The 17,701-nt window shown below is 43.6% G+C and carries 16 protein-coding genes; 10 read left to right on the top strand and 6 right to left on the bottom strand.

All coding sequences use genetic code 11. From position 1 onward, the window contains the following. Positions 1-28 precede the first annotated feature (28 nt). The 7 genes from LZG74_RS20010 (at position 29) to LZG74_RS19980 (ending at position 6,040) form a co-directional block, all read left to right on the top strand. Complete coding sequence (locus LZG74_RS20010; RefSeq protein ID WP_233798276.1) at positions 29-370, top strand: helix-turn-helix domain-containing protein; 342 nt, start codon at positions 29-31, stop codon at positions 368-370. 12 nt (positions 371-382) lie between these two features. Further along, positions 383-1,612 carry a primase-helicase family protein gene (locus tag LZG74_RS20005; RefSeq protein ID WP_233798275.1) on the top strand — a complete coding sequence of 410 codons (1,230 nt, stop codon included), beginning with the start codon at positions 383-385 and terminating at the stop codon, positions 1,610-1,612. A gap of 418 nt (positions 1,613-2,030) precedes the next feature. Beyond that, on the top strand, positions 2,031-2,798 hold the full coding sequence (locus tag LZG74_RS20000; RefSeq protein WP_233798274.1) for a toprim domain-containing protein: 768 nt from the start codon (positions 2,031-2,033) through the stop codon (positions 2,796-2,798). Continuing rightward, entirely contained in the window at positions 2,795-3,145 is a 351-nt protein-coding gene (locus LZG74_RS19995; RefSeq protein WP_233798273.1) for a MobC family plasmid mobilization relaxosome protein, read from the top strand. Before LZG74_RS20000 ends, LZG74_RS19995 begins: the two co-directional genes overlap by 4 nt. Continuing rightward, entirely contained in the window at positions 3,135-4,070 is a 936-nt protein-coding gene (locus LZG74_RS19990) for a relaxase/mobilization nuclease domain-containing protein (RefSeq protein WP_233798824.1), read from the top strand. The genes LZG74_RS19995 and LZG74_RS19990 overlap by 11 nt, the downstream gene beginning before the upstream one ends. Beyond that, positions 4,067-4,627, top strand: a complete 561-nt coding sequence (locus LZG74_RS19985) for a hypothetical protein (RefSeq protein ID WP_233798272.1) — start codon at positions 4,067-4,069, stop codon at positions 4,625-4,627. The genes LZG74_RS19990 and LZG74_RS19985 overlap by 4 nt, the downstream gene beginning before the upstream one ends. Positions 4,628-5,491: 864 nt before the next feature. After that, complete coding sequence (locus LZG74_RS19980; RefSeq protein ID WP_233798271.1) at positions 5,492-6,040, top strand: helix-turn-helix domain-containing protein; 549 nt, start codon at positions 5,492-5,494, stop codon at positions 6,038-6,040. An 87-nt stretch (positions 6,041-6,127) separates the two neighbouring features. Here LZG74_RS19980 and LZG74_RS19975 read toward each other — a convergent pair whose 3' ends face one another. The 4 genes from LZG74_RS19975 to LZG74_RS19960 form a co-directional block, all read right to left on the bottom strand. After that, positions 6,128-7,408: a HAMP domain-containing sensor histidine kinase gene (locus tag LZG74_RS19975; protein WP_233798270.1), complete on the bottom strand. Its 1,281-nt coding sequence runs from the start codon at positions 7,406-7,408 to the stop codon at positions 6,128-6,130. 892 nt (positions 7,409-8,300) lie between these two features. Continuing rightward, positions 8,301-9,458: a hypothetical protein gene (locus LZG74_RS19970; protein ID WP_233798269.1), complete on the bottom strand. Its 1,158-nt coding sequence runs from the start codon at positions 9,456-9,458 to the stop codon at positions 8,301-8,303. Positions 9,459-9,524: 66 nt separating this feature from the next. Further along, positions 9,525-10,013, bottom strand: coding sequence for a hypothetical protein (locus LZG74_RS19965; RefSeq protein ID WP_233798268.1), 489 nt, complete (start codon positions 10,011-10,013; stop codon positions 9,525-9,527). A gap of 840 nt (positions 10,014-10,853) precedes the next feature. Continuing rightward, the gene (locus LZG74_RS19960) at positions 10,854-11,222 is read right to left on the bottom strand and encodes a hypothetical protein (protein ID WP_233798267.1); all 369 of its coding nucleotides are present in this window, start codon (positions 11,220-11,222) and stop codon (positions 10,854-10,856) included. A gap of 542 nt (positions 11,223-11,764) precedes the next feature. Between LZG74_RS19960 and LZG74_RS19955 the strand changes: the two genes are divergently transcribed. The 3 genes from LZG74_RS19955 (at position 11,765) to LZG74_RS19945 (ending at position 15,780) form a co-directional block, all read left to right on the top strand. Then, positions 11,765-12,316, top strand: coding sequence for a hypothetical protein (locus LZG74_RS19955; protein WP_233798266.1), 552 nt, complete (start codon positions 11,765-11,767; stop codon positions 12,314-12,316). A gap of 81 nt (positions 12,317-12,397) precedes the next feature. Beyond that, positions 12,398-13,459 (top strand): cobalamin-independent methionine synthase II family protein, encoded by a 1,062-nt coding sequence (locus LZG74_RS19950; protein ID WP_233798265.1) that lies wholly within the window; start codon positions 12,398-12,400, stop codon positions 13,457-13,459. A gap of 47 nt (positions 13,460-13,506) precedes the next feature. After that, positions 13,507-15,780, top strand: coding sequence for a CRTAC1 family protein (locus LZG74_RS19945; RefSeq protein ID WP_233798264.1), 2,274 nt, complete (start codon positions 13,507-13,509; stop codon positions 15,778-15,780). Positions 15,781-16,413: 633 nt separating this feature from the next. Here LZG74_RS19945 and LZG74_RS19940 read toward each other — a convergent pair. Together LZG74_RS19940 and LZG74_RS19935 are read right to left on the bottom strand one after the other, a co-directional pair. After that, the gene (locus LZG74_RS19940; protein WP_233798263.1) at positions 16,414-16,848 is read right to left on the bottom strand and encodes a DUF1016 domain-containing protein; all 435 of its coding nucleotides are present in this window, start codon (positions 16,846-16,848) and stop codon (positions 16,414-16,416) included. 35 nt (positions 16,849-16,883) lie between these two features. Further along, on the bottom strand, positions 16,884-17,429 hold the full coding sequence (locus tag LZG74_RS19935; protein ID WP_233798262.1) for a DUF1016 N-terminal domain-containing protein: 546 nt from the start codon (positions 17,427-17,429) through the stop codon (positions 16,884-16,886). Positions 17,430-17,701: the final 272 nt, after the last annotated feature.

Here is a 17,701-nt window from a genome sequence, read left to right as displayed (position 1 = left end):
GCGGTATCAAACCAAAAAACGCAATCTTATGGAGCAATACTCATTTGACCAGCTGCCCCGCGCAGTTTCAGAGCTTCACCAGAAGCTTGACAGTATCCAAGACCTTCTTTTGGAATCCCGCCAGCTCATTCCGCCTGCCATCGAACTGATGACAATTGCACAGGCTGCTGAATTTCTGAACCTGTCCGTGCAGACGCTTTATGGAAAAGTCTGCCACCGTGAGATACCTGTCAGCAAGAAGGGCAAACGGCTTTACTTCTATAAGTCTGAGCTGGAAGAGTGGATCAAATCTGGCAAGAAGAAAACAATGGCTGAACTCCGAGAGCAACTTCCTTCTCTGGTGATTGGGCGCAAAGCAAGACGTCACTAAGCGGTTTACTTGATGATGTCAGCCAATAATTATCCGTTGAACCTGCCAGGCAGCTATATACGGGTGCAGACCGGCTATTACAAAAAGTGTATGCAGCCCACTGTCAGCAAGGAATTTATGGAGATGTGGATACCGTGGTCAGCCGAGATGCTCAGGCAAGACCTGGAACCCAGTCAGATAAAGAAGATCAGAAAGTTTGATGTCTTCTGCTGCGTTCCCGACCATCTGGATTACAAAGAGATTGTCGGACACTTTTACAACCTCTACCACCGGTTGGAAGCGAACCCTGAGCCAGGAGATCCGTCTATCACTCTCGGGTTTATACGCCACATTTTCGGCGAACAGTTTGAGCTTGGTCTGGACTATCTAAGCCTTCTTTACCAAAGACCGACTCAAAAGCTTCCGGTGCTGTGCCTGGTTTCCAAAGAGCGCAAAACAGGAAAGACCACTTTTCTGAACTTTCTGAAAATGATCTTTGGAAAGAACATGACCTTCAATGGCAACAGCGATTTCCGCTCGCAGTTCAATTCCGACTGGATGAACACTTTGATCATTGCCGTCGATGAAGTGCTGCTCGACCGCAGGGAAGATTCTGAAAAGATCGAGAACCTGAGCACCGCCCGAAATTCCAAGGTCGAAGCCAAAGGCAAGGACCGGAAGGAAACAGAGTTTTTTGGCAAATTTGTATTGTGCTCCAATAATGAAGAAAACTTCATTGTCATTGACCCGGCCGAAACCCGTTACTGGATACGGAAAGTACCAGTGCTTCCATCCGAAAACATCCATCTGTTGGACTTAATGGCTAGCGAGCTTCCAGCCTTTCTAAATTACCCGCTCTCTCTGAACCTCTCAGTCCCCATACCTCAAACCAGGATGTGGTTTTCGGAAAGGCAGATCCGTACCGAAGCACTCATGCGCGTCATCCGCAATAACCGCAATCGGCTGGAAATGGAAATGTTATTTATCCTGAGGGAGATATTTGAGAATATGGGCAACAACAAGCTTGAATTCACCAACAAGGACATGCTTGACCATTTGAAACGGAATATGCCAAGGCTGACTCGCCAGCAAGTATCCAATGTGCTGCAAAATGATTGGGGATTGAAGCCCGTAGCCAACAGTTTAAACTACCAGACCTATTTGTACAACAGCTGCAATGACCTTGCTGCTGTGCATTCGACTGGCAGATATTACACAATTTCGAAGGATTCGATTAGCCAAAAGTTTGATAAGGGGCTGTAAAATAGGCTGCAACTTGCTAATTATCAGCATATAACATGCTCATCAAAGTATCTCAATTCATGATGAGGTTTGATGAGTACGATGAGAAAACTCATCATGGCGAATATGCTTGATGAGGCTTTGATGAGCCTATAACTTATATCATTATCAATTATTTATATCCATTTCTCATCATCCCATCATAAAAACGGCTTCTACCAGCCTGCTTAAATCAGGTGTTTGCTTATCAAAAAGTAAAGCTATGAATATCAAGCAATTAAACAAGCTACCGATCACTGATTTTCTAAGTAAAATCGGTATCCAGCCCAGCTATAAAAGAAGCGAAAGTCAATGGTAAGTCTCGCCTATCCGTAAGCCCGAGCATTCCCCATCGTTTAAAGTCAATACAATTATTAATCGATGGTATGACTACGCCCTTATGCAAGGCGGAAAGTTATTTGACCTGGCAGAAAAACTGTATCCTACTCAGGATGTAAGTAGCCTAATTGAAAAGTTAAACGGCCTTTTTCTCTTTGAACAGCAAATGCTTAATCCCGCATTGTCTGCTAAACATATACGGCCAAGCGTTACCCAGAGACTAGTCTCTGCTGCTGCTATCACTATCAACGAGGTGAAGCCCCTAGGAAACAATCCGGCAATAACCAGCTACCTGGAAAGCCGCGGCATTTCGTTTGAGATTGCAAAGCCCTATTGCCGTGAAGTGTACTACCAGCTGGAAGACAAACAGTACTTCGCCGCAGGATTTGAAAACAGGTCCGGCGGTTATGAGCTTAGAAATGCTTACTTCAAAGGATCAACTTCTCCCAAGGATATTACCCACATCGAAAAAGGGGCAAAGTCCATTTGCGTCGTTGAAGGGTTCATGGATTTTCTTTCCTTGCTCACCCTGCAAAAAAACATCCATCCGATCCAAAGCGATTTTCTGGTGCTCAACTCGGTGGGCCTGGTAGACAGGAGCCTGGATATTTTAGAAGTTTATCGCAGTATTTTCCTCTATCTGGACCATGACAATGCTGGAAGAAAGACGCAGGAAAAATACGAGTCGGCAGGGCTTAAAACAGTTGACGCCTCGATCATTTACAAGCAGTACAAGGATGTCAATGACTACTTAGTCAGTCAGAAATCAATCCCAAAAGAGCTGAAAAAGCAGCAGGCTATTGAAAAGTCTGGGGGGCTGCATTTGTGAAAGTCTTCAGAGAGCAAGTTTGTGTTTTCGCTTCGCAAAAACCGCAGAGCCAGCTGATGGTTAGGCTGACTGAAACCGAGCGCTTTCTGATCGAAGAAAAGGCCAGGGATGCAGGCATGAAGCCAAGCGCTTGGCTGCGGCAGTCGGCTAAGAAGGCGAAAGTTTTAGCCAGGTTAAAACCGGATGACCTCAGGCATCTGAGGACGCTGACGGGTGTGGCCAACAACCTGAATCAGCTCACGCACCTCGCACATAAGGAAGGTTTGACATTCATCCGGCAATCCTGTAAAGAGCTCATTTCACAAATCGATGTGATCTTAAAAAAGCTTGGCAGTGATGATCGGTAAGGTAACAATTGGAAGCAATTTCGGTGGTGTGATCCGGTATGTGATGCAAAAGCAGGAAGCGAGCTTGCTATTGTCGGAGGGTGTGAGAACGGGCAAAGTCCAGGCTATGATCGAAGATTTCAACATGCAAAGGAAATTAAATCTTGAGCTGACAAAGTCAGTTGGGCATATTTCGCTGAGTTGGAGCAAGCAGGACCAAGCCCGGCTTTCGCCTGAGACTATGACGCAACGTGCATTAGAGTACATGGAGAAGATGAAGATCACTGCTACGCAGTTTATCCTGGTTGAGCACCGGGACAAAAACCATCCGCATTTGCACATCATCTATAACCGGGTGGATAATCAAGGAAAGACGATCTCAGACCAGTTTCAGAAAGAAAGGAACCATAAGGTATGCAAAGAGATTACGCTCGAATATGGTTATCATTTGGGCAAGGGAAAACAGCAGGTTAACCGGCAGCAGTTTAAAGGCGCTGACAAACTCAGATATGAATTGTTTGATGCGATCAAAGCAGCAAGTGCTACCGCTGGCAGCTGGAATGAGCTGCGCGCCAAGCTGGAAACGCATGGCATCCAAACCATCTTTAAATACAAATCGGGCACGAGTGAAATCCAAGGGGTCAGCTTTGCCAAAGATAATTTGCAATTCAAAGGATCAAAGATCGATCGGAGCCTGAGCTTTGGCAAGCTGGATGCAATAATCCACCAGAATCAGAAACTGGCCATGTTGCAGCCGTTTCGGATGCAGCCAGAATACCTGCCTGACAGCCAACAAGAAAGATTTCGGCCCACAACTTTCTCCCAGCATATCCCGGACGATCGAATACTGGACAACTTGCTCCGACCTATACAGCAATATGACCACCAGAGCACGAAGTCATCAAAAAAGAAGAAACGTAGAAAATACTTAGGAAAAAGCTTATGAAAAAAATAGAAGAACAACTCGAATCAATTGAAGAAGTGCTTTCACTTGTGATCAGAAAAAATGCATCTATTGAGAACCTGATCCAAACTGTGACTGACACTCAAAACAAGACGCTGGCCGATGCCTTGATTGAGTTAAAAACGGATTTAATACAGGAGCTGTCAGCTCAACAGTTGGAGACTTACTTTTCCCAGATAAAGCAAGCAATTGTAAATGTTCAAAAAACGTTAGAAGTCAGGCATCACCATCACTTCGACCTTCAATCGAAAGGCTTCATTATCTCGGCAGCAGTGCTAGTGCTTTCAACGGCTATAAGCGTCGCCGTGGCCATAAGCAACTACAATGAAAGCAGCAGACTGCATGAAAGCAATCTCAAATTCCGCATTGCCAGGCAGCTTAGTCCGGCGCTTACAGCGAGAGTTGATAGTATTTACTATGAAGACCCCGAACGAGCAGAACTTGAAACGCAAAAGCAAGAGGCACTTAATCTGTCCGTAAAAGAGGTAGAAGAGCTTTTGAAAAACAAGCAAAAAGAAACAAGAGAAGCGGCTGAGTAATTAAAAAGCTTTAAAAGACAATGAGCTTCTGTTGGGGGTTGCTGAGTAGTAAAAACAACCCATAATCATGCAGACTCCTACTTGCCTTAACATATTGAAAGTTATACAACAAACGGAATTGCCTAGAATAGCTTGATATTAATTTGCAATTGTCTGGATTACAGCATCTTATGTAAAGTATCGAATAAGCCAAAAAACGGGTTTTGGTCAAACAACACTTTGTTGAGTTTCTTTCTATGATTGTTTTGTTCCGAACAAAAAATCTCGGTTCCATTAAGCTGTAACGTGCGCGGCATCAATTTCATAAAGATTCGATCCAATTCTCTGTTCCGGGTGGGCGAGCGCTCTTCCATCCAGTTGTCGAGTTGATAAGGATTATGCAAATCTCTGATTACCAATCTCTAAGCAACGTTTTCTCGTAACTTTTGTTAATTATATATCAGTTAACGAATTATAATCTTTCATCAACTAAAACACTGTTGCAACTGTTATGGGCCACTTTACAATTGAAATGTCAGCAAACGATAATGGAATTACCAAGATCAAATCATTTTGTTTCTATACTAACTGTCAACTATTTGAAGATGATTTTGTAAGAGATTTTGAATTATTTAACCCAACTTTTACCGACGTCCGAGTCATATCTTATTTAGAAACCACCCCGCCAGTAGCCGCCTAAATTAGCGATCAGGTGGCGCTATTTTCGGGGTATGTACTGGTGCCTAATTCACCTGGTAAAAACCTAAATGTTCATACTTTGCATTGTAGATTCTGATATCATTCCTTGATCAGCAATAAATACTAGCAATAACAGTAATTGGATAATCGGACATAAGGAAAAGTATGTTTTAAATCTGTTAAACAATGGCAATACTTCAAATCAGAAACATGGTAAGCCGGAGATGCCAGCTTGTTGTCCAGGCAGAGTTTCAGGTGTTGGGCATACGGCATGGTCACATTTCCCTGGGAGAAGTCGAAGTTGACAAAGAACTGCCCACTGATCAACGAGACCGTTTAAACTCAGCCTTAAAAAGGTGGGGATTAGAATTGATGGACGATAAAAAGGCACAGCTTATTGAAAATATTAAAATAGCTATCATTGAAATGGTCGCGCGGTCGAGTGAGAAACCAAAATTAAAAAACTCGAAGTACCTGTGTGAAAGATTGGGTCAAACGTATCCAAGGCTAGCCAATACCTTCTCTGAGGTTACGGGCGACACTATTGAGAATTTTATTATTACCAGTAGAATAGAACAGGTAAAAGAACTCATAATATCTGACGAACTAAGCCTAACTGAAATTTCTTACTTGCTAAAATATAGCAGTGTCGCCCATTTGTCCACTCAATTTAAACGGGTCACGGGATTAACTCCTACCTTTTTTAAAGGTCAGAATCGCAGCAAGGCGCACTAATGAAAAATATGAATGGCTGGGAGCATTAACTATTTGATCGACAACATTATCATAAGATCAATAAAAGCCTATCGCGCATGTAGATGCTTACTGCTGATCGGTCAGAAACCTAACCCGAACAAGTGTGCCACGCCCAGGTTCACTTTCAATATCCATACTGGCTTTCATAAGCTCGCACAACTTCTTTACAATAAACAAACCGAGCCCTTCACTTTCTTTCATTTGAATCGGATGTTGTTTGATTGCCTCCGTTGAGGGCGCATGATCCAGAGGATATTCATCTTTTCCACCAGTTTGATGGCTGCTGCTAGGTTCTCTTAAAGGCTTTAATTGTTCAGCTAGCAGACTGGCTGGGCTGCCTGCCGAAAAGCCTGGGCCCGAGTCCTGGATACTCAGGATCCATCTCGTCTCATTTTCTTGCGCCCAGGAAATATAAATGCCGCCCTTTGTAGTGTATTTAAGTGCATTCAACATCAAATTTTGCGTGATCCTTTGGATCTTCACTGGGTCGCTGGTTACTTTAAGCTCGCTTGGCCCCTCTCCTTGTAAGACAAGATTGCGGCTCTGGGCAAGCGGCTGGGCACTTGCAATCAAGTTGTTAAGCAACTCTGCCGCATCGAACGCTTTAACTTCCAAAGTTTCTTGTCCGGCTTCAATACGTGAGAAGTCACTCAACTGTAAGAGCATATCCCTAACTAAGCCAAGATTTCTATTTAGCATTTCAAACAGGGTAACGCGTTCTTTCTCGGTATCAGGCATTTTTAACATTTGTGAGGCGCCCATCAATACACCAAAGCTTGACCTGAGATCGTGCGTGCTCTCACGCAATTGCTTGCTTCTGCTCTTGCTTAGCTGTTCAAGTTGACTAAGTGCCTGCACTGTTATGCTGGCCTGTTCAGCAGCATTCGTTTGCCTGAGCTCATCAAAGTAAAGGACACTGCCCCGGTTGGCTTCTTGTGAAATATCCAAAACATTTGCATGTAATTCCAGCATCACATCGGCTGAAAGTTTTTTTGTATTTTGATGATAGTCGCTGATAAGGCCTACGACAACCCGAAAAAGATGCTCGAGTTCGACCAGCAGCTCAGGGAGCGAGTAGCCACGTTGCCAGCGGTGCAACCCATGAGCCTGTGCGATGGAGACAACATCGGACTCTTGCGGTAACTTTGCGAGGCGCTGGTTGAGTATGTTCAAGATTATCGGAGCCTGGTCATTGAATTTTTCACGGGAGAAGCTGGTCTTACTGACCATAACCAGATCTTGGGCGCAAACAGTCCGCCACTTATTTAAGATGGTTTCTCGCTGGATCGTTAAATGGTTAACAAGATCTTCCATCTGTTTATCCGTTTTAAGGGGCGTTTTTGCCATGGTTTAGGATTATGCACATATTGGCAGGATGACGGCCCAATATGCATTGGTGAAAGTATTAATGATTGCCAGAAGGCACTTGTTTATTTAACAAGAGGAAATTTAACTTAAATCCCGGACGCTAGTTGTTGCATTTTGAAATATTCTCACGCCTACCTTTAAACTAATGAAAGTGGACTGGTAATCCTTATTACTAACGGTCGCCCTGTCAAAATGGTTTGGTCCGTTGATGGGAAATGAAAAGCAAATGGTTTTATATGGCCACCCGGTAAAACTACTGGTACGAGAATAAGGGTTTATTCTTTTTTGCGACTGGTTGTTTTTGATCAGTTTCCGTGCATACACCAGCTAATAGCTATCGCCGAAACTAAAAATGGGGAATCAGGTTTGTGGTGCGGACAAGGCCAGATAAGCCTTAACGAGACAATCATAGATGGTAGCTTTGTCTAACCTATGCTGATCCCTCAGGTGGAATTCAAAGAGCCTGTCAGTGCATTCATCATAGACAAAGGATTTTAACGGGTCTTTGCTAGTATAAATCTTATGGGGCTTGTCTCCAATCCATCCCATACATGGCGTAAAGTCGTCAAGTTTGAATTTTTCGACCTCTCTAATAAATTGATAATCTGTCATGCCGTGTGAACTTTCCGCCTATTTACCATGTCCCTAATCAAATTGCTAAAAGAGTTAGCCTCCGGTGGGACTGATTTAATTAACGGCAGTTTTTGCTGCTCAGCTGACGAATTGTTTGCTTATCTCAACTGATAGGTGAACACCTCTGGTAAAAATAAACCACTCCTTTATAGATTCGTAAAACGTTCCAGTAAGTACAACCGTGCCTACCTAACGTTTTCGATCAAAGACGGTTTGGAAATAATGGCCCAGCGACGACCTAGTCTATGACTTTCCGGATCACCTTATATTCATCCGCCGCCAGTACATCAATCTTGCCATCAGTAGCCATATGGATTTGGTCACGAAACCGTTTCACGCGCGGAAGCATGGGCTCAATGATAGTGTTGCTGTGGCCTACAAAATCATACAAGTCCTGCTGGCTTGCAGGCAGCTTGTATCCACGCGAGCTGCTGGCAATCAGCACACCGGCGTCCCGTAGCGGGGCGATCACCTTGGTTTGAAAATAATGAAGCGAAACATTCTTACCCCTTCTGGCCCTGATGTGCTCCATGAGCTCAAAGCTGGTGATGTAACGAGTGGGATTGATATGCCGAAAATGAAAAAGCAGGTAGCTTAAACTGCTTACCTGGTCAATGGCCTGCGGGGCCTTGTCAGCTGATTTACGATGAAGAAAATCATTGGCTAGGTTAACGCTCAGTTGGGACAAAAGCGGATCGAAGCTTGGTCCCGGCTGAGGCTGGCTGATCAGGTTGTGCGCAAGGGCATCCGGCCAAAACCTGATTGTCAAAACCTTGCGTTTAAGGATTTCTATAAACTCCCCTCTTTGATCAGTGATGACCGTTTCATCATAACAGCGCGCTAGCGTTCCTGCAACGAAATTGGCCGTTTGGACAACCGGGCTATCCTGCGATGCGACAAATCCAAAGGATGATTCATTAAAAAGGTTGGCGATATGGTTCTGCTGCACATAAGTAATGAACCCATTCATAAAGGTATCATCCCCGACCTGGCCAGTGACAATTTCAAGGTCCGGAAAGATCCGGAACAGCTCCCGATCGGCGAGTCCATGCAGGAACTTGAAAAAAGAGCCTTTGTAGCGCAGCCCCTCCCCTATTACCTGACGTTTATCGACGATAATTGAGAAAACCTGGAAGGGCAACTCTTCCAGGTCTTCCAAAACTTCCTTTCTTTTCACATGGTCATTACTGATCCTTTCCGAGTCAATCAGTCCGCCATCGAAGTGCCGCTTGCTGACCGCTTCATGTATTGCCAACACTGTCGCCAGATCTGCCTTATCCATGATAAGGGCAGTAACAATGAAATGGGTTGTTGGCAAGATGCCAGTTGGCGCCTTTTTGGAGAAGTCGAGTGCGTTGTTGCCCCACTCGCTTAAAAAGGCAGTATGATGATTCATAAAGGCTAGACCGGAAACCGGCAAAAGTGGTTAACGTTTAGTGGCTACCGGCAAAAACACTTTTGATCATTCTGAGGGCTGATCTGCGGCTTGCTGGCTGTCTTTGGGCCTGCGTCCCCGAGGTTTGCCCATGTAAGGTACTTTTTCAGGTGCCTGCTCGGGTGATATCTCTAATGCGTACCCAACTGAACCTTCATGCTGAAAGATTGAAGCAGTGAACACATATTTCTGATTGCTATAATCAATGCCTCCTTTACTTAGGATCAATTCCAGGGGTAATGAGTAGCCACGGCCGGAGCGGGTAATAGAGAAAGCGCTATCCTGATCTGTCGGTACCAGGTAAAGGTTTTTGATCTTGCGTTTACCATCGTCGGTTCCCACCAGGAATTTGGTTGTATCTGGCTCTATACCCAGCTCTTCGACGGCCGGTGACGGGAACACGATTTTGCCAGCAGGGGAAATATAGCCTTTGGGAAGTGATTTTGCCTTCGCTTTCTTTTCGGCCTTTGGCTCATTTTCATCTGGTGAAAAGAAGCGGATATTTTTAGCTTTCATTAGTGGGTCTTGATTGGTGAATAACAGAATCTGCAATATATAAACCAGATCCCATACATAATATGATTTCGCCAAAGTGGTTTTAGCCTAAGCTTACAGAGCCAGATATGTATTTAGAAAATCCCGGTTCGGTTTTAACCACAGCGGTTTAATTTTGTAGACGATAACCAGAAACCAACGCTAAGTCAAGTGGAAGCACAAAAAAATGCATGCCTTTGTTAAATGGTTGGTTTCCTTTAAAGGCTGCAAGTAAACTAAATGGGAAAAGAATAATTGTATAACTTAGGTATTTGGCCCGGGTTATGTCTACAAGCGGCTGCCAATATCACTTTATGTGGATTTCAACTGTCAAGTGATCCTTGACAGATCAGCCTACAAATCTGCAAGCTCTTGCAATAAGCCCACGTGTATAAACCGGGAAGTGTTGCCCATAATTACACCTTCTTCTCCCATCATTAAAGACACACTACGCTCGCCAAAATTAATAAGCAAAGGTGTTTTTCCATTTTCAAACCCTCAGTGAGCGATTCAATGGTAATAAGCGGGTAAAGAGCAAAGTTTCGTTTCTTCAAAACCAGGGATAGATATTCATATAGCGCTTCTACTGATTCCAAGCTTAACGGATCAATCAGTGAGGCAGGATCCTCGTTTTTTATCAAACCAATTAATATCATCGGATTTTTTGGAGTAATTAAGTCAGGCCTAAACTACTCAAAATCTATCATCCATAACCTTTCTAGTTCTTATTTTATAGATTTCAATTGATCAGATCTGCACATAATAATGTCAGATAAGAAGCTAGATATTATTTTATAAGACTCTTGGTGAGGTTAACCTACATTAATCGGTTTTGGGTATCTGTCTTAATCGGTTATAATCCTGCTCTGAAAGGTATTGTATCATATACTGATCAAGGCCAAGATCTTTTCGCTCGGCAGCGTGCCGTCTTAAAGGTAAAGACAATCGGTGGCGTTCAAACCCTTCCGCCCGCAGTCTCTTTGCCATTTCGGGATCCAGGCCATCGAGCCACTCAGCAAAATCTTCCTGACATGGCTCAGCATCCTGTTCGGTATAGTAATAATCGCTAACATTTGTCGTACGAAATATAAAGGCCATGAAATCTCGCTGATCCTCCGGCAATGCCGCAAGTGCCGCTGCTTGCCTTGCGCGTAATACCGGGTCCCAGTGAATAATCTTGTCTTGTATCATTTCCGATTATTTATTGCCAAATGTGAAACGGCCGCCCAGGCAAAACCATGCACGGTATACCTTTTGAAATTGCTATATGGTATCTGCTCGCAAACAATTTCTGAGATTAAGCAATTATTAGTAAAACTGGATACTTTTGTTAGTAAAGCTTGGTCCGTATGCTACTGGAATAGGTTGTCGGAAATACTACATCAAAGTTCCAGGTCTGCTGCTAAGGTAAACGTAGTATTCATAATCCTCTGCTACTCTACTCCCATCAAGTACAAAGGTTATCTCCGGGTCGAATGCATTTTAGTGAACATAAGGCCTATTATATAACAAAATATTATTTGGTCTGTGAAGGAATTTAAATCACAGTTTTGAAACCGTACAATGGTATCCCAATTTCGAAATGAAACCCGCAAGTGCCTTACTTGCTGTAAGAGGTTAATGGGATAATCAAGTAATAATTTTCTAATCTGGGTTACTTATTGGTGTCGAAATGTTATAAATCAATAAAAAATAAACTTTTTCCAGTATGTTTAGGGCACTAACTCAAATCAATGAAATCGGTCGCCTGCATATTTCTGCTTGTACTACTGCTTTGCAACATGCTGAGCCTTTCATTGACCGTATTGTTATTCGATAGTGGCTATAAAACTGCCTCCATCAGAATTCATGTCGCGCAAACGCAAAGCATTAAAATTCCACTGCCCTCCATCCCATATGCAGCACCGTTAGAATTAGGCGATGTTGAAAATCATTTGCTTCGTATTGCGGACGGGTTTTATAATGTAACACAGTATGCACATGAAAACGACACATTGTATGTGACCCTTACACCTGACGTGTCCGCTCACCAACGTTTTGCAGAACTCTCGCATATGGTTCAGCAGGTACACGAATTTCCCACCGGAACATCTGACTCGCCACGCAGCAAGACCATCAAATTACTGAATGATCTGATCAAAATTTATCTGCCGGCAAATGCTGAACCGGCTGACAGTAACGCATACTTTGCAGAGCTAATCGCTAGTAATCAGTATCCTGCGCTGAGCTTTAAACTCCTTTCTTCGCTTCTTACACCTCCGTTTTCTCCTCCGGAAGCTGCTTAAAAACTTCATTGATTGGATGATGTAACCCGGCTATTAAGCCGGGGTTATGTCTGTATTTATTTATCAAAAATCAAAAAAGTAATGAGCACCATAGCCACAGAGCCTATTGGCAGCATTCCGCGCCCGGCATACTTACAGCAAGCCATGCAGGCGTTCGGTAAAGGAGACATTCAGGCAGATGAAATGTCGAGATTGTTTGAAAGAGCAACGAAAGAAACGATTGAAGCGCTGGAAGCCAGCGGTTCACCGGTGATTTCAGATGGCGAACAATCCAAACCCAGCTTCGCAACTTATCCGGTTCACGGACTCACAAACTTGTCTGGTGACGGCGTGATCATTCCGTTCGCTGATGGTCATACCAGGCAACTACCTAAGCTAACATCCGGACCTTTCCGTTATCAAAACTTTGCCAACGAATATCTTAAAACTGCTAAAAAATTCACAAAATTACCTATTAAACAAGCAGTTATCTCTGCATTTGCAATCAGCTTATTATATCCGCAAGAAGGAATCGAAGGTTATCCGCACGAACAGTTTATTGCTGATCTGATCAATGAGGCTGAGGCAGACATACGGCGTTGCCTGGACGGCGGCGCATACAATGTGCAAATCGACTTCACCGAAGCAAGGCTTGCATTAAAGCTTGATCCAAGCAAAGGTTTGCTTTCTTCTTTCATTGATCTCAATAATCAGGTACTTGCCCGGTTTACTGCTGAGCAAAGAAGTCGCATAGGCGTACATACCTGCCCAGGAGGCGATCATGATTCGACCCACAGCGCAGATGTTCCATACAGCGAATTGCTCCCACTTTTTTTTAAACTCAACGCTGGGAATTTTTATCTGGAATATGCAGCTGAAAAAGACAAGAAATCGGTTCTGCAATCTATAAGAGAGCATATAAATCCAAATCAACGTGTATTCCTCGGAGTAACCGATGTGCTGACCTCGCGCATTGAAACACCACAGGAAATTAGCGATCTGCTGGTGGAGGCCTCAGAATACATTCCTGTTGCTCAACTCGGTTCTACCGATGACTGCGGCTTCTCACCCTTTGCCGATGACGTTTCCACTGCCCGCGAAATTGCATTTGCAAAGGTTAAAGCGCGGGTTGACGGAACCAGACAGGCTGGACAGAGAATCTGAGCTGTAATGTTGACAATTGGACTTATTCAAAATCTTTAAGACAAGCTATGATGAATATCAGACTCAAAATTATATTATTAACGACGGTTGGGGTTGGCGCTATTGCCATGAGTTTTTGCAGAAAGCCTTCATCCGAAGAAAAAATGTTGCAGCTTTTGCGCGAAAGCAAGGCCACTGTTTCTAATCCCCAAAATAATTTCAGCCCGGAAGCGCAGCTGGTGTATCTGGATTCCTGTATTAAAAGAGTCCCTGCAACAGAAGAGGGTGAATTATTTAAGCTTAATCACTTCAAAGCCAATGTTTTAGTGCAGCTAGGAAGAGCGAAAGAAGGAGTTAGCATCCTAAAAAAACTTGTACGGGATCCAAATCCAATATACGAGCGGTTCGGCATTACCAGGCGGGTGAAAGACGATCTGGCAGTGGCCTATCTTCGGCTCGGCGAGCAAGCCAACTGCATTACCAACCATTCCATCGATGCCTGCATATTGCCCATCAAAAATGGCGGCATCCACCGCGACGTGAGCGGCTCCAAAGGCACTGTGGGCATTTACAAAAGTTTGCTTTCAGAACAACCTGACGATCTGGAAGCGCTTTGGCTAGTGAATGTTGCGTATATGACCCTGGGTAAGTATCCTGGGAGTGTCCCAAAGAAAATGCTGATCCCGAACCTGGACAAGGCGGATGAAACCAGTATCACTGCATTTGAAGACATTGCCCCCGGCTTAGGACTGGATGTCAAAAATATGGCGGGCGGAACAATTATCGAAGATTTCGACAACGATGGTTATCTTGATCTGATCATGTCCAGTTGGGACCTGGGTGAATCCATGCATTATTTCAGGAATAACGGCAATGGTTCGTTCGAGGACAAATCGGCGGTTTCTGGACTCGACAGATTTACCGGCGGCTTGCACATTATGCAAACAGACTTTGACAATGATGGTTTCAAGGATGTGTTTGTCATGCGTGGGGCATGGCTCAGTAATAAATTCGGTGAACAGCCCAACTCACTTTTGAAAAACAATGGCGACGGCACATTCACGGATGTAACCATTGACAGTGGTTTGCTCTCTTTCCATCCAACACAAACCGCAACCTGGAACGACTTCAATAACGACGGCTGGGTAGATGTTTTTATTGGTAACGAAACTAGCACTGAGGTCAACAGGCATCCGTGTGAACTTTACCTGAACAATAAAAATGGCACTTTTACAGAATCTGCCAAGCTTGCTCATGCCGGTGTGGAAGCTTTTGTAAAAGGCGTTACTTCCGGAGATTATGACAATGACGGTTGGAATGACATCTTTTTGTCTACCATGAGTGGAAAGCGAATTTTGTTGAAAAACAAAGGCTTAACTGGTTCCAAATCCGCCAATGTTCTCTTTGAAGACGTATCTCAAAAAGCTGGGCTGAATCTGGATCAAAACAGGAGTTTCACAACCTGGTTTTTTGATTACGACAATGATGGTTGGCTGGATATTCTGTGCGGCGATTACACCATGGAACACAATCTTGGCTATTATGCGGCTGCTGAACGACTAGGCACTTCGCCCCAGTTTCACGGTCAGCCAGTTCTTTACAAAAACAATCATGACGGCACATTCAGCAATGTGACCAAGGCATTGGGTTTGGATAAAACGGCTTTTGGAATGGGTGGAAGCTATGGCGACATTGACAATGATGGCTTCCTGGATATTTTCCTTGGGACTGGAAATCCGAGTTACAAATCGTTGATACCCAATAAAATGTTTAAAAACATGGGTGGAAAATCATTCGCTGATGTAACCGCATCGGCGAAGGTAGGAAGCTTGCAAAAGGGTCATGGAGTTGGTTTCGGGGATATGGACAACGATGGCGACCAGGACATTTACATAGAGATGGGCGGCGCGTATTTTGGCGATGCCTACCAGAATTCCTTTTTCCTTAACCCAAGACAAGGCGATAACAACTGGGTTTCCATTGATCTGGAAGGAATGACCGCCAATAAAGCAGCCATAGGAAGTAGAATAAAAATTACAATTCGTGAAAATGGCGTTACCAGGCACATTTATCGGGATGTGAATTCGGGTGGCAGTTTCGGATCCGCTCCTTTCAAAAGGGAGATCGGGCTGGGTAAGGCTACGCAAATTGATGAAATCGAAATCAAATGGAATGGAAGTGACCATATTCAGAAAATTCATCATGTTGCTGTAAACCAATTCATTAAGGTGAAAGAAGGTATTAATAAAGTTGAGCGGGTGTCGCTTAAAAAGCTATCTTTCAAAGATAAACCCCACCACGCAATTCCAATTTGCGCACCAGTTGCTAAGGCGTCTATTTAGCATGGAATGTAATATCACAACTTTGGATGCATTTATGTATCCAAAGTTGTGATATTACATTTAACGTTCCGCATTACTTTTGCCTCGATTTAGATTACATTATCAGTAAAGAAAACGGAGGTTTTCTTTACTGATGAATAGACAGCGCCTTACGAGCTGCACAAGCACTTTGAAGTGGGAAGTGACTTGGTAAAGAAATCAAAGTAAAAGTATTTAGAGGGAAATCGGTGATCTTACCTCTCATAGCTAGTCGCCCAGATTAGTTACTTAGCAAATGATAGGAGATTTCCATATAAGAATCTCGTCGTCACCTTTTCCGAGATACCCAATTCTAAGAGAGTCATGAGTATCTGTATGAATCCGGCATGCTGATAAACTATAACCTAGAACAGGTTCATCTCGCCTTGAACATAGACGGTGTACAACACCAGGTATCAAATGACCATCAAATGAGAAAAATGCATTTTGCTGGCTTAAAAGCCTATTTTGTATCAAATAAGATAAAAACCGAGCATAGTCAACAAATAAGAGTACAGTGCTTCAGAAGGTTTCGATTGAAGTATAATTATCCTTATTCAAATTCAATTGTGCAACAAGTTGTTGCACAATTATAAATACTTCATTATCTGCTCTTTACAATTTATCAGACATACCTCGCAACTCTTTCTCGAGTTCCTGTATCGTCGGCAATTTTCCTTTCAAATTTGCAGGGATAGACTCGGTGATTCGATATTCAGACACGCCTATCGGCTTATTAATATCCTTTAGTGCATACTCTGCAATCACTTTGTCCTTATCACGGCAGATCAGCAATCCTATTGAGGGCTGATCGTCACTACTCTTTAACACGTCATCGACGACTGAAAGGTAGAAATTCAATTTACCTGCATATTCTGGTATAAACTTGCCTTTTTTAAGCTCAATAACGACATAGCACCGCAACTTCAAATGATAGAACAGCAGGTCGATATAAAAGTCAGACTCTCCGACCTCAATATGATACTGCCTGCCAACAAAGGCAAAGCCCGCTCCCAGCTCTAACAAAAATTTCGTAATATGTCCCGTCAACGCGTCTTCCAGGTCTTTCTCATGATACGGATCACTCAGCGACAGATGTACGGATCCTTAATTATTTCTTGAGCAAGGTCAGATTGTACTTCTGGGAGTTGATTTTTAAAATTGATGACTGCCTTTCCTGATCGGTGGAAATTTCCAGACTTTATCTGGATTGCAAGGATATTCCTTGACCATCCATTTTCTACCGCCTTTCGTACATAAAAATTCCGCTCTTCAGGATCCTTTACCTTATCCATTAGTATGACATGATGCGACCATGACAATTGCGCAACCGGTTGTTGCGTAATTGTCGTTTCAGAATAGTCCGAAGCAAATTTGCGCATGTACATAAGATTTCTAACCGAAAGACCTTCCATATCCGGAAATTCTGATTTCAGGTCTTTTGACAACTGCTCAATAACCCTACTACCCCACCCTAATTTCTCTTGCTCAGTCAAAATGATGTGCCCAATATTCCAATAAAGCTCAAGCAAGTGTGTATTGACAGTAACAACTGCTCGGAGCCTGGTTTCTCGGATTGAAGCCCGCAATCCTGCAAGCAAATCTGAATAGTTCGTTGGTAATGATTCCATAGAGGCAAATTACATACAATAGGTAACTTTTCAACGTGTGCCGCCGCAGAGCAGTTTACTAGTAGTTACCACGATTTCAATATGTATAAGATTACTGAGCTCTAACCAATATCAGGACTTTACCTTCAATTCCGCAGACACTGTCTGCGGAATTGAAGCCTGATGGTGACAGTTTCGGAAATTACAGCTCATGCCTTACCTAATTGCGGCGCAGCCGTCAACCCTACCAATAAGGGACAGACGCAACTTTTGCTGGGCACAATGCACTTGCC

This window comes from Dyadobacter sp. CY327, assembly GCF_021390415.1.
In the GTDB taxonomy this organism is placed as follows: Bacteria; Bacteroidota; Bacteroidia; order Cytophagales; family Spirosomataceae; genus Dyadobacter; species Dyadobacter chenhuakuii.
This window is presented reverse-complemented; position numbering and strand designations above follow the sequence as displayed.

Bases quoted from the DNA above. Each gene is read 5' to 3' on its own strand.
- LZG74_RS20010 (WP_233798276.1), top strand. From the start codon at position 29: ATGGAGCAATACTCATTTGACCAGCTGCCCCGCGCAGTTTCAGAGCTT.
- LZG74_RS20005 (WP_233798275.1), top strand. From the start codon at position 383: ATGATGTCAGCCAATAATTATCCGTTGAACCTGCCAGGCAGCTATATA.
- LZG74_RS20000 (WP_233798274.1), top strand. From the start codon at position 2,031: ATGCAAGGCGGAAAGTTATTTGACCTGGCAGAAAAACTGTATCCTACT.
- LZG74_RS19990 (WP_233798824.1), top strand. From the start codon at position 3,135: ATGATCGGTAAGGTAACAATTGGAAGCAATTTCGGTGGTGTGATCCGG.
- LZG74_RS19985 (WP_233798272.1), top strand. From the start codon at position 4,067: ATGAAAAAAATAGAAGAACAACTCGAATCAATTGAAGAAGTGCTTTCA.
- LZG74_RS19980 (WP_233798271.1), top strand. From the start codon at position 5,492: ATGGCAATACTTCAAATCAGAAACATGGTAAGCCGGAGATGCCAGCTT.
- LZG74_RS19975 (WP_233798270.1), bottom strand. From the start codon at position 7,408: ATGGCAAAAACGCCCCTTAAAACGGATAAACAGATGGAAGATCTTGTT.
- LZG74_RS19970 (WP_233798269.1), bottom strand. From the start codon at position 9,458: ATGAATCATCATACTGCCTTTTTAAGCGAGTGGGGCAACAACGCACTC.
- LZG74_RS19965 (WP_233798268.1), bottom strand. From the start codon at position 10,013: ATGAAAGCTAAAAATATCCGCTTCTTTTCACCAGATGAAAATGAGCCA.
- LZG74_RS19960 (WP_233798267.1), bottom strand. From the start codon at position 11,222: ATGATACAAGACAAGATTATTCACTGGGACCCGGTATTACGCGCAAGG.
- LZG74_RS19955 (WP_233798266.1), top strand. From the start codon at position 11,765: ATGAAATCGGTCGCCTGCATATTTCTGCTTGTACTACTGCTTTGCAAC.
- LZG74_RS19950 (WP_233798265.1), top strand. From the start codon at position 12,398: ATGAGCACCATAGCCACAGAGCCTATTGGCAGCATTCCGCGCCCGGCA.
- LZG74_RS19945 (WP_233798264.1), top strand. From the start codon at position 13,507: ATGATGAATATCAGACTCAAAATTATATTATTAACGACGGTTGGGGTT.
- LZG74_RS19935 (WP_233798262.1), bottom strand. From the start codon at position 17,429: ATGGAATCATTACCAACGAACTATTCAGATTTGCTTGCAGGATTGCGG.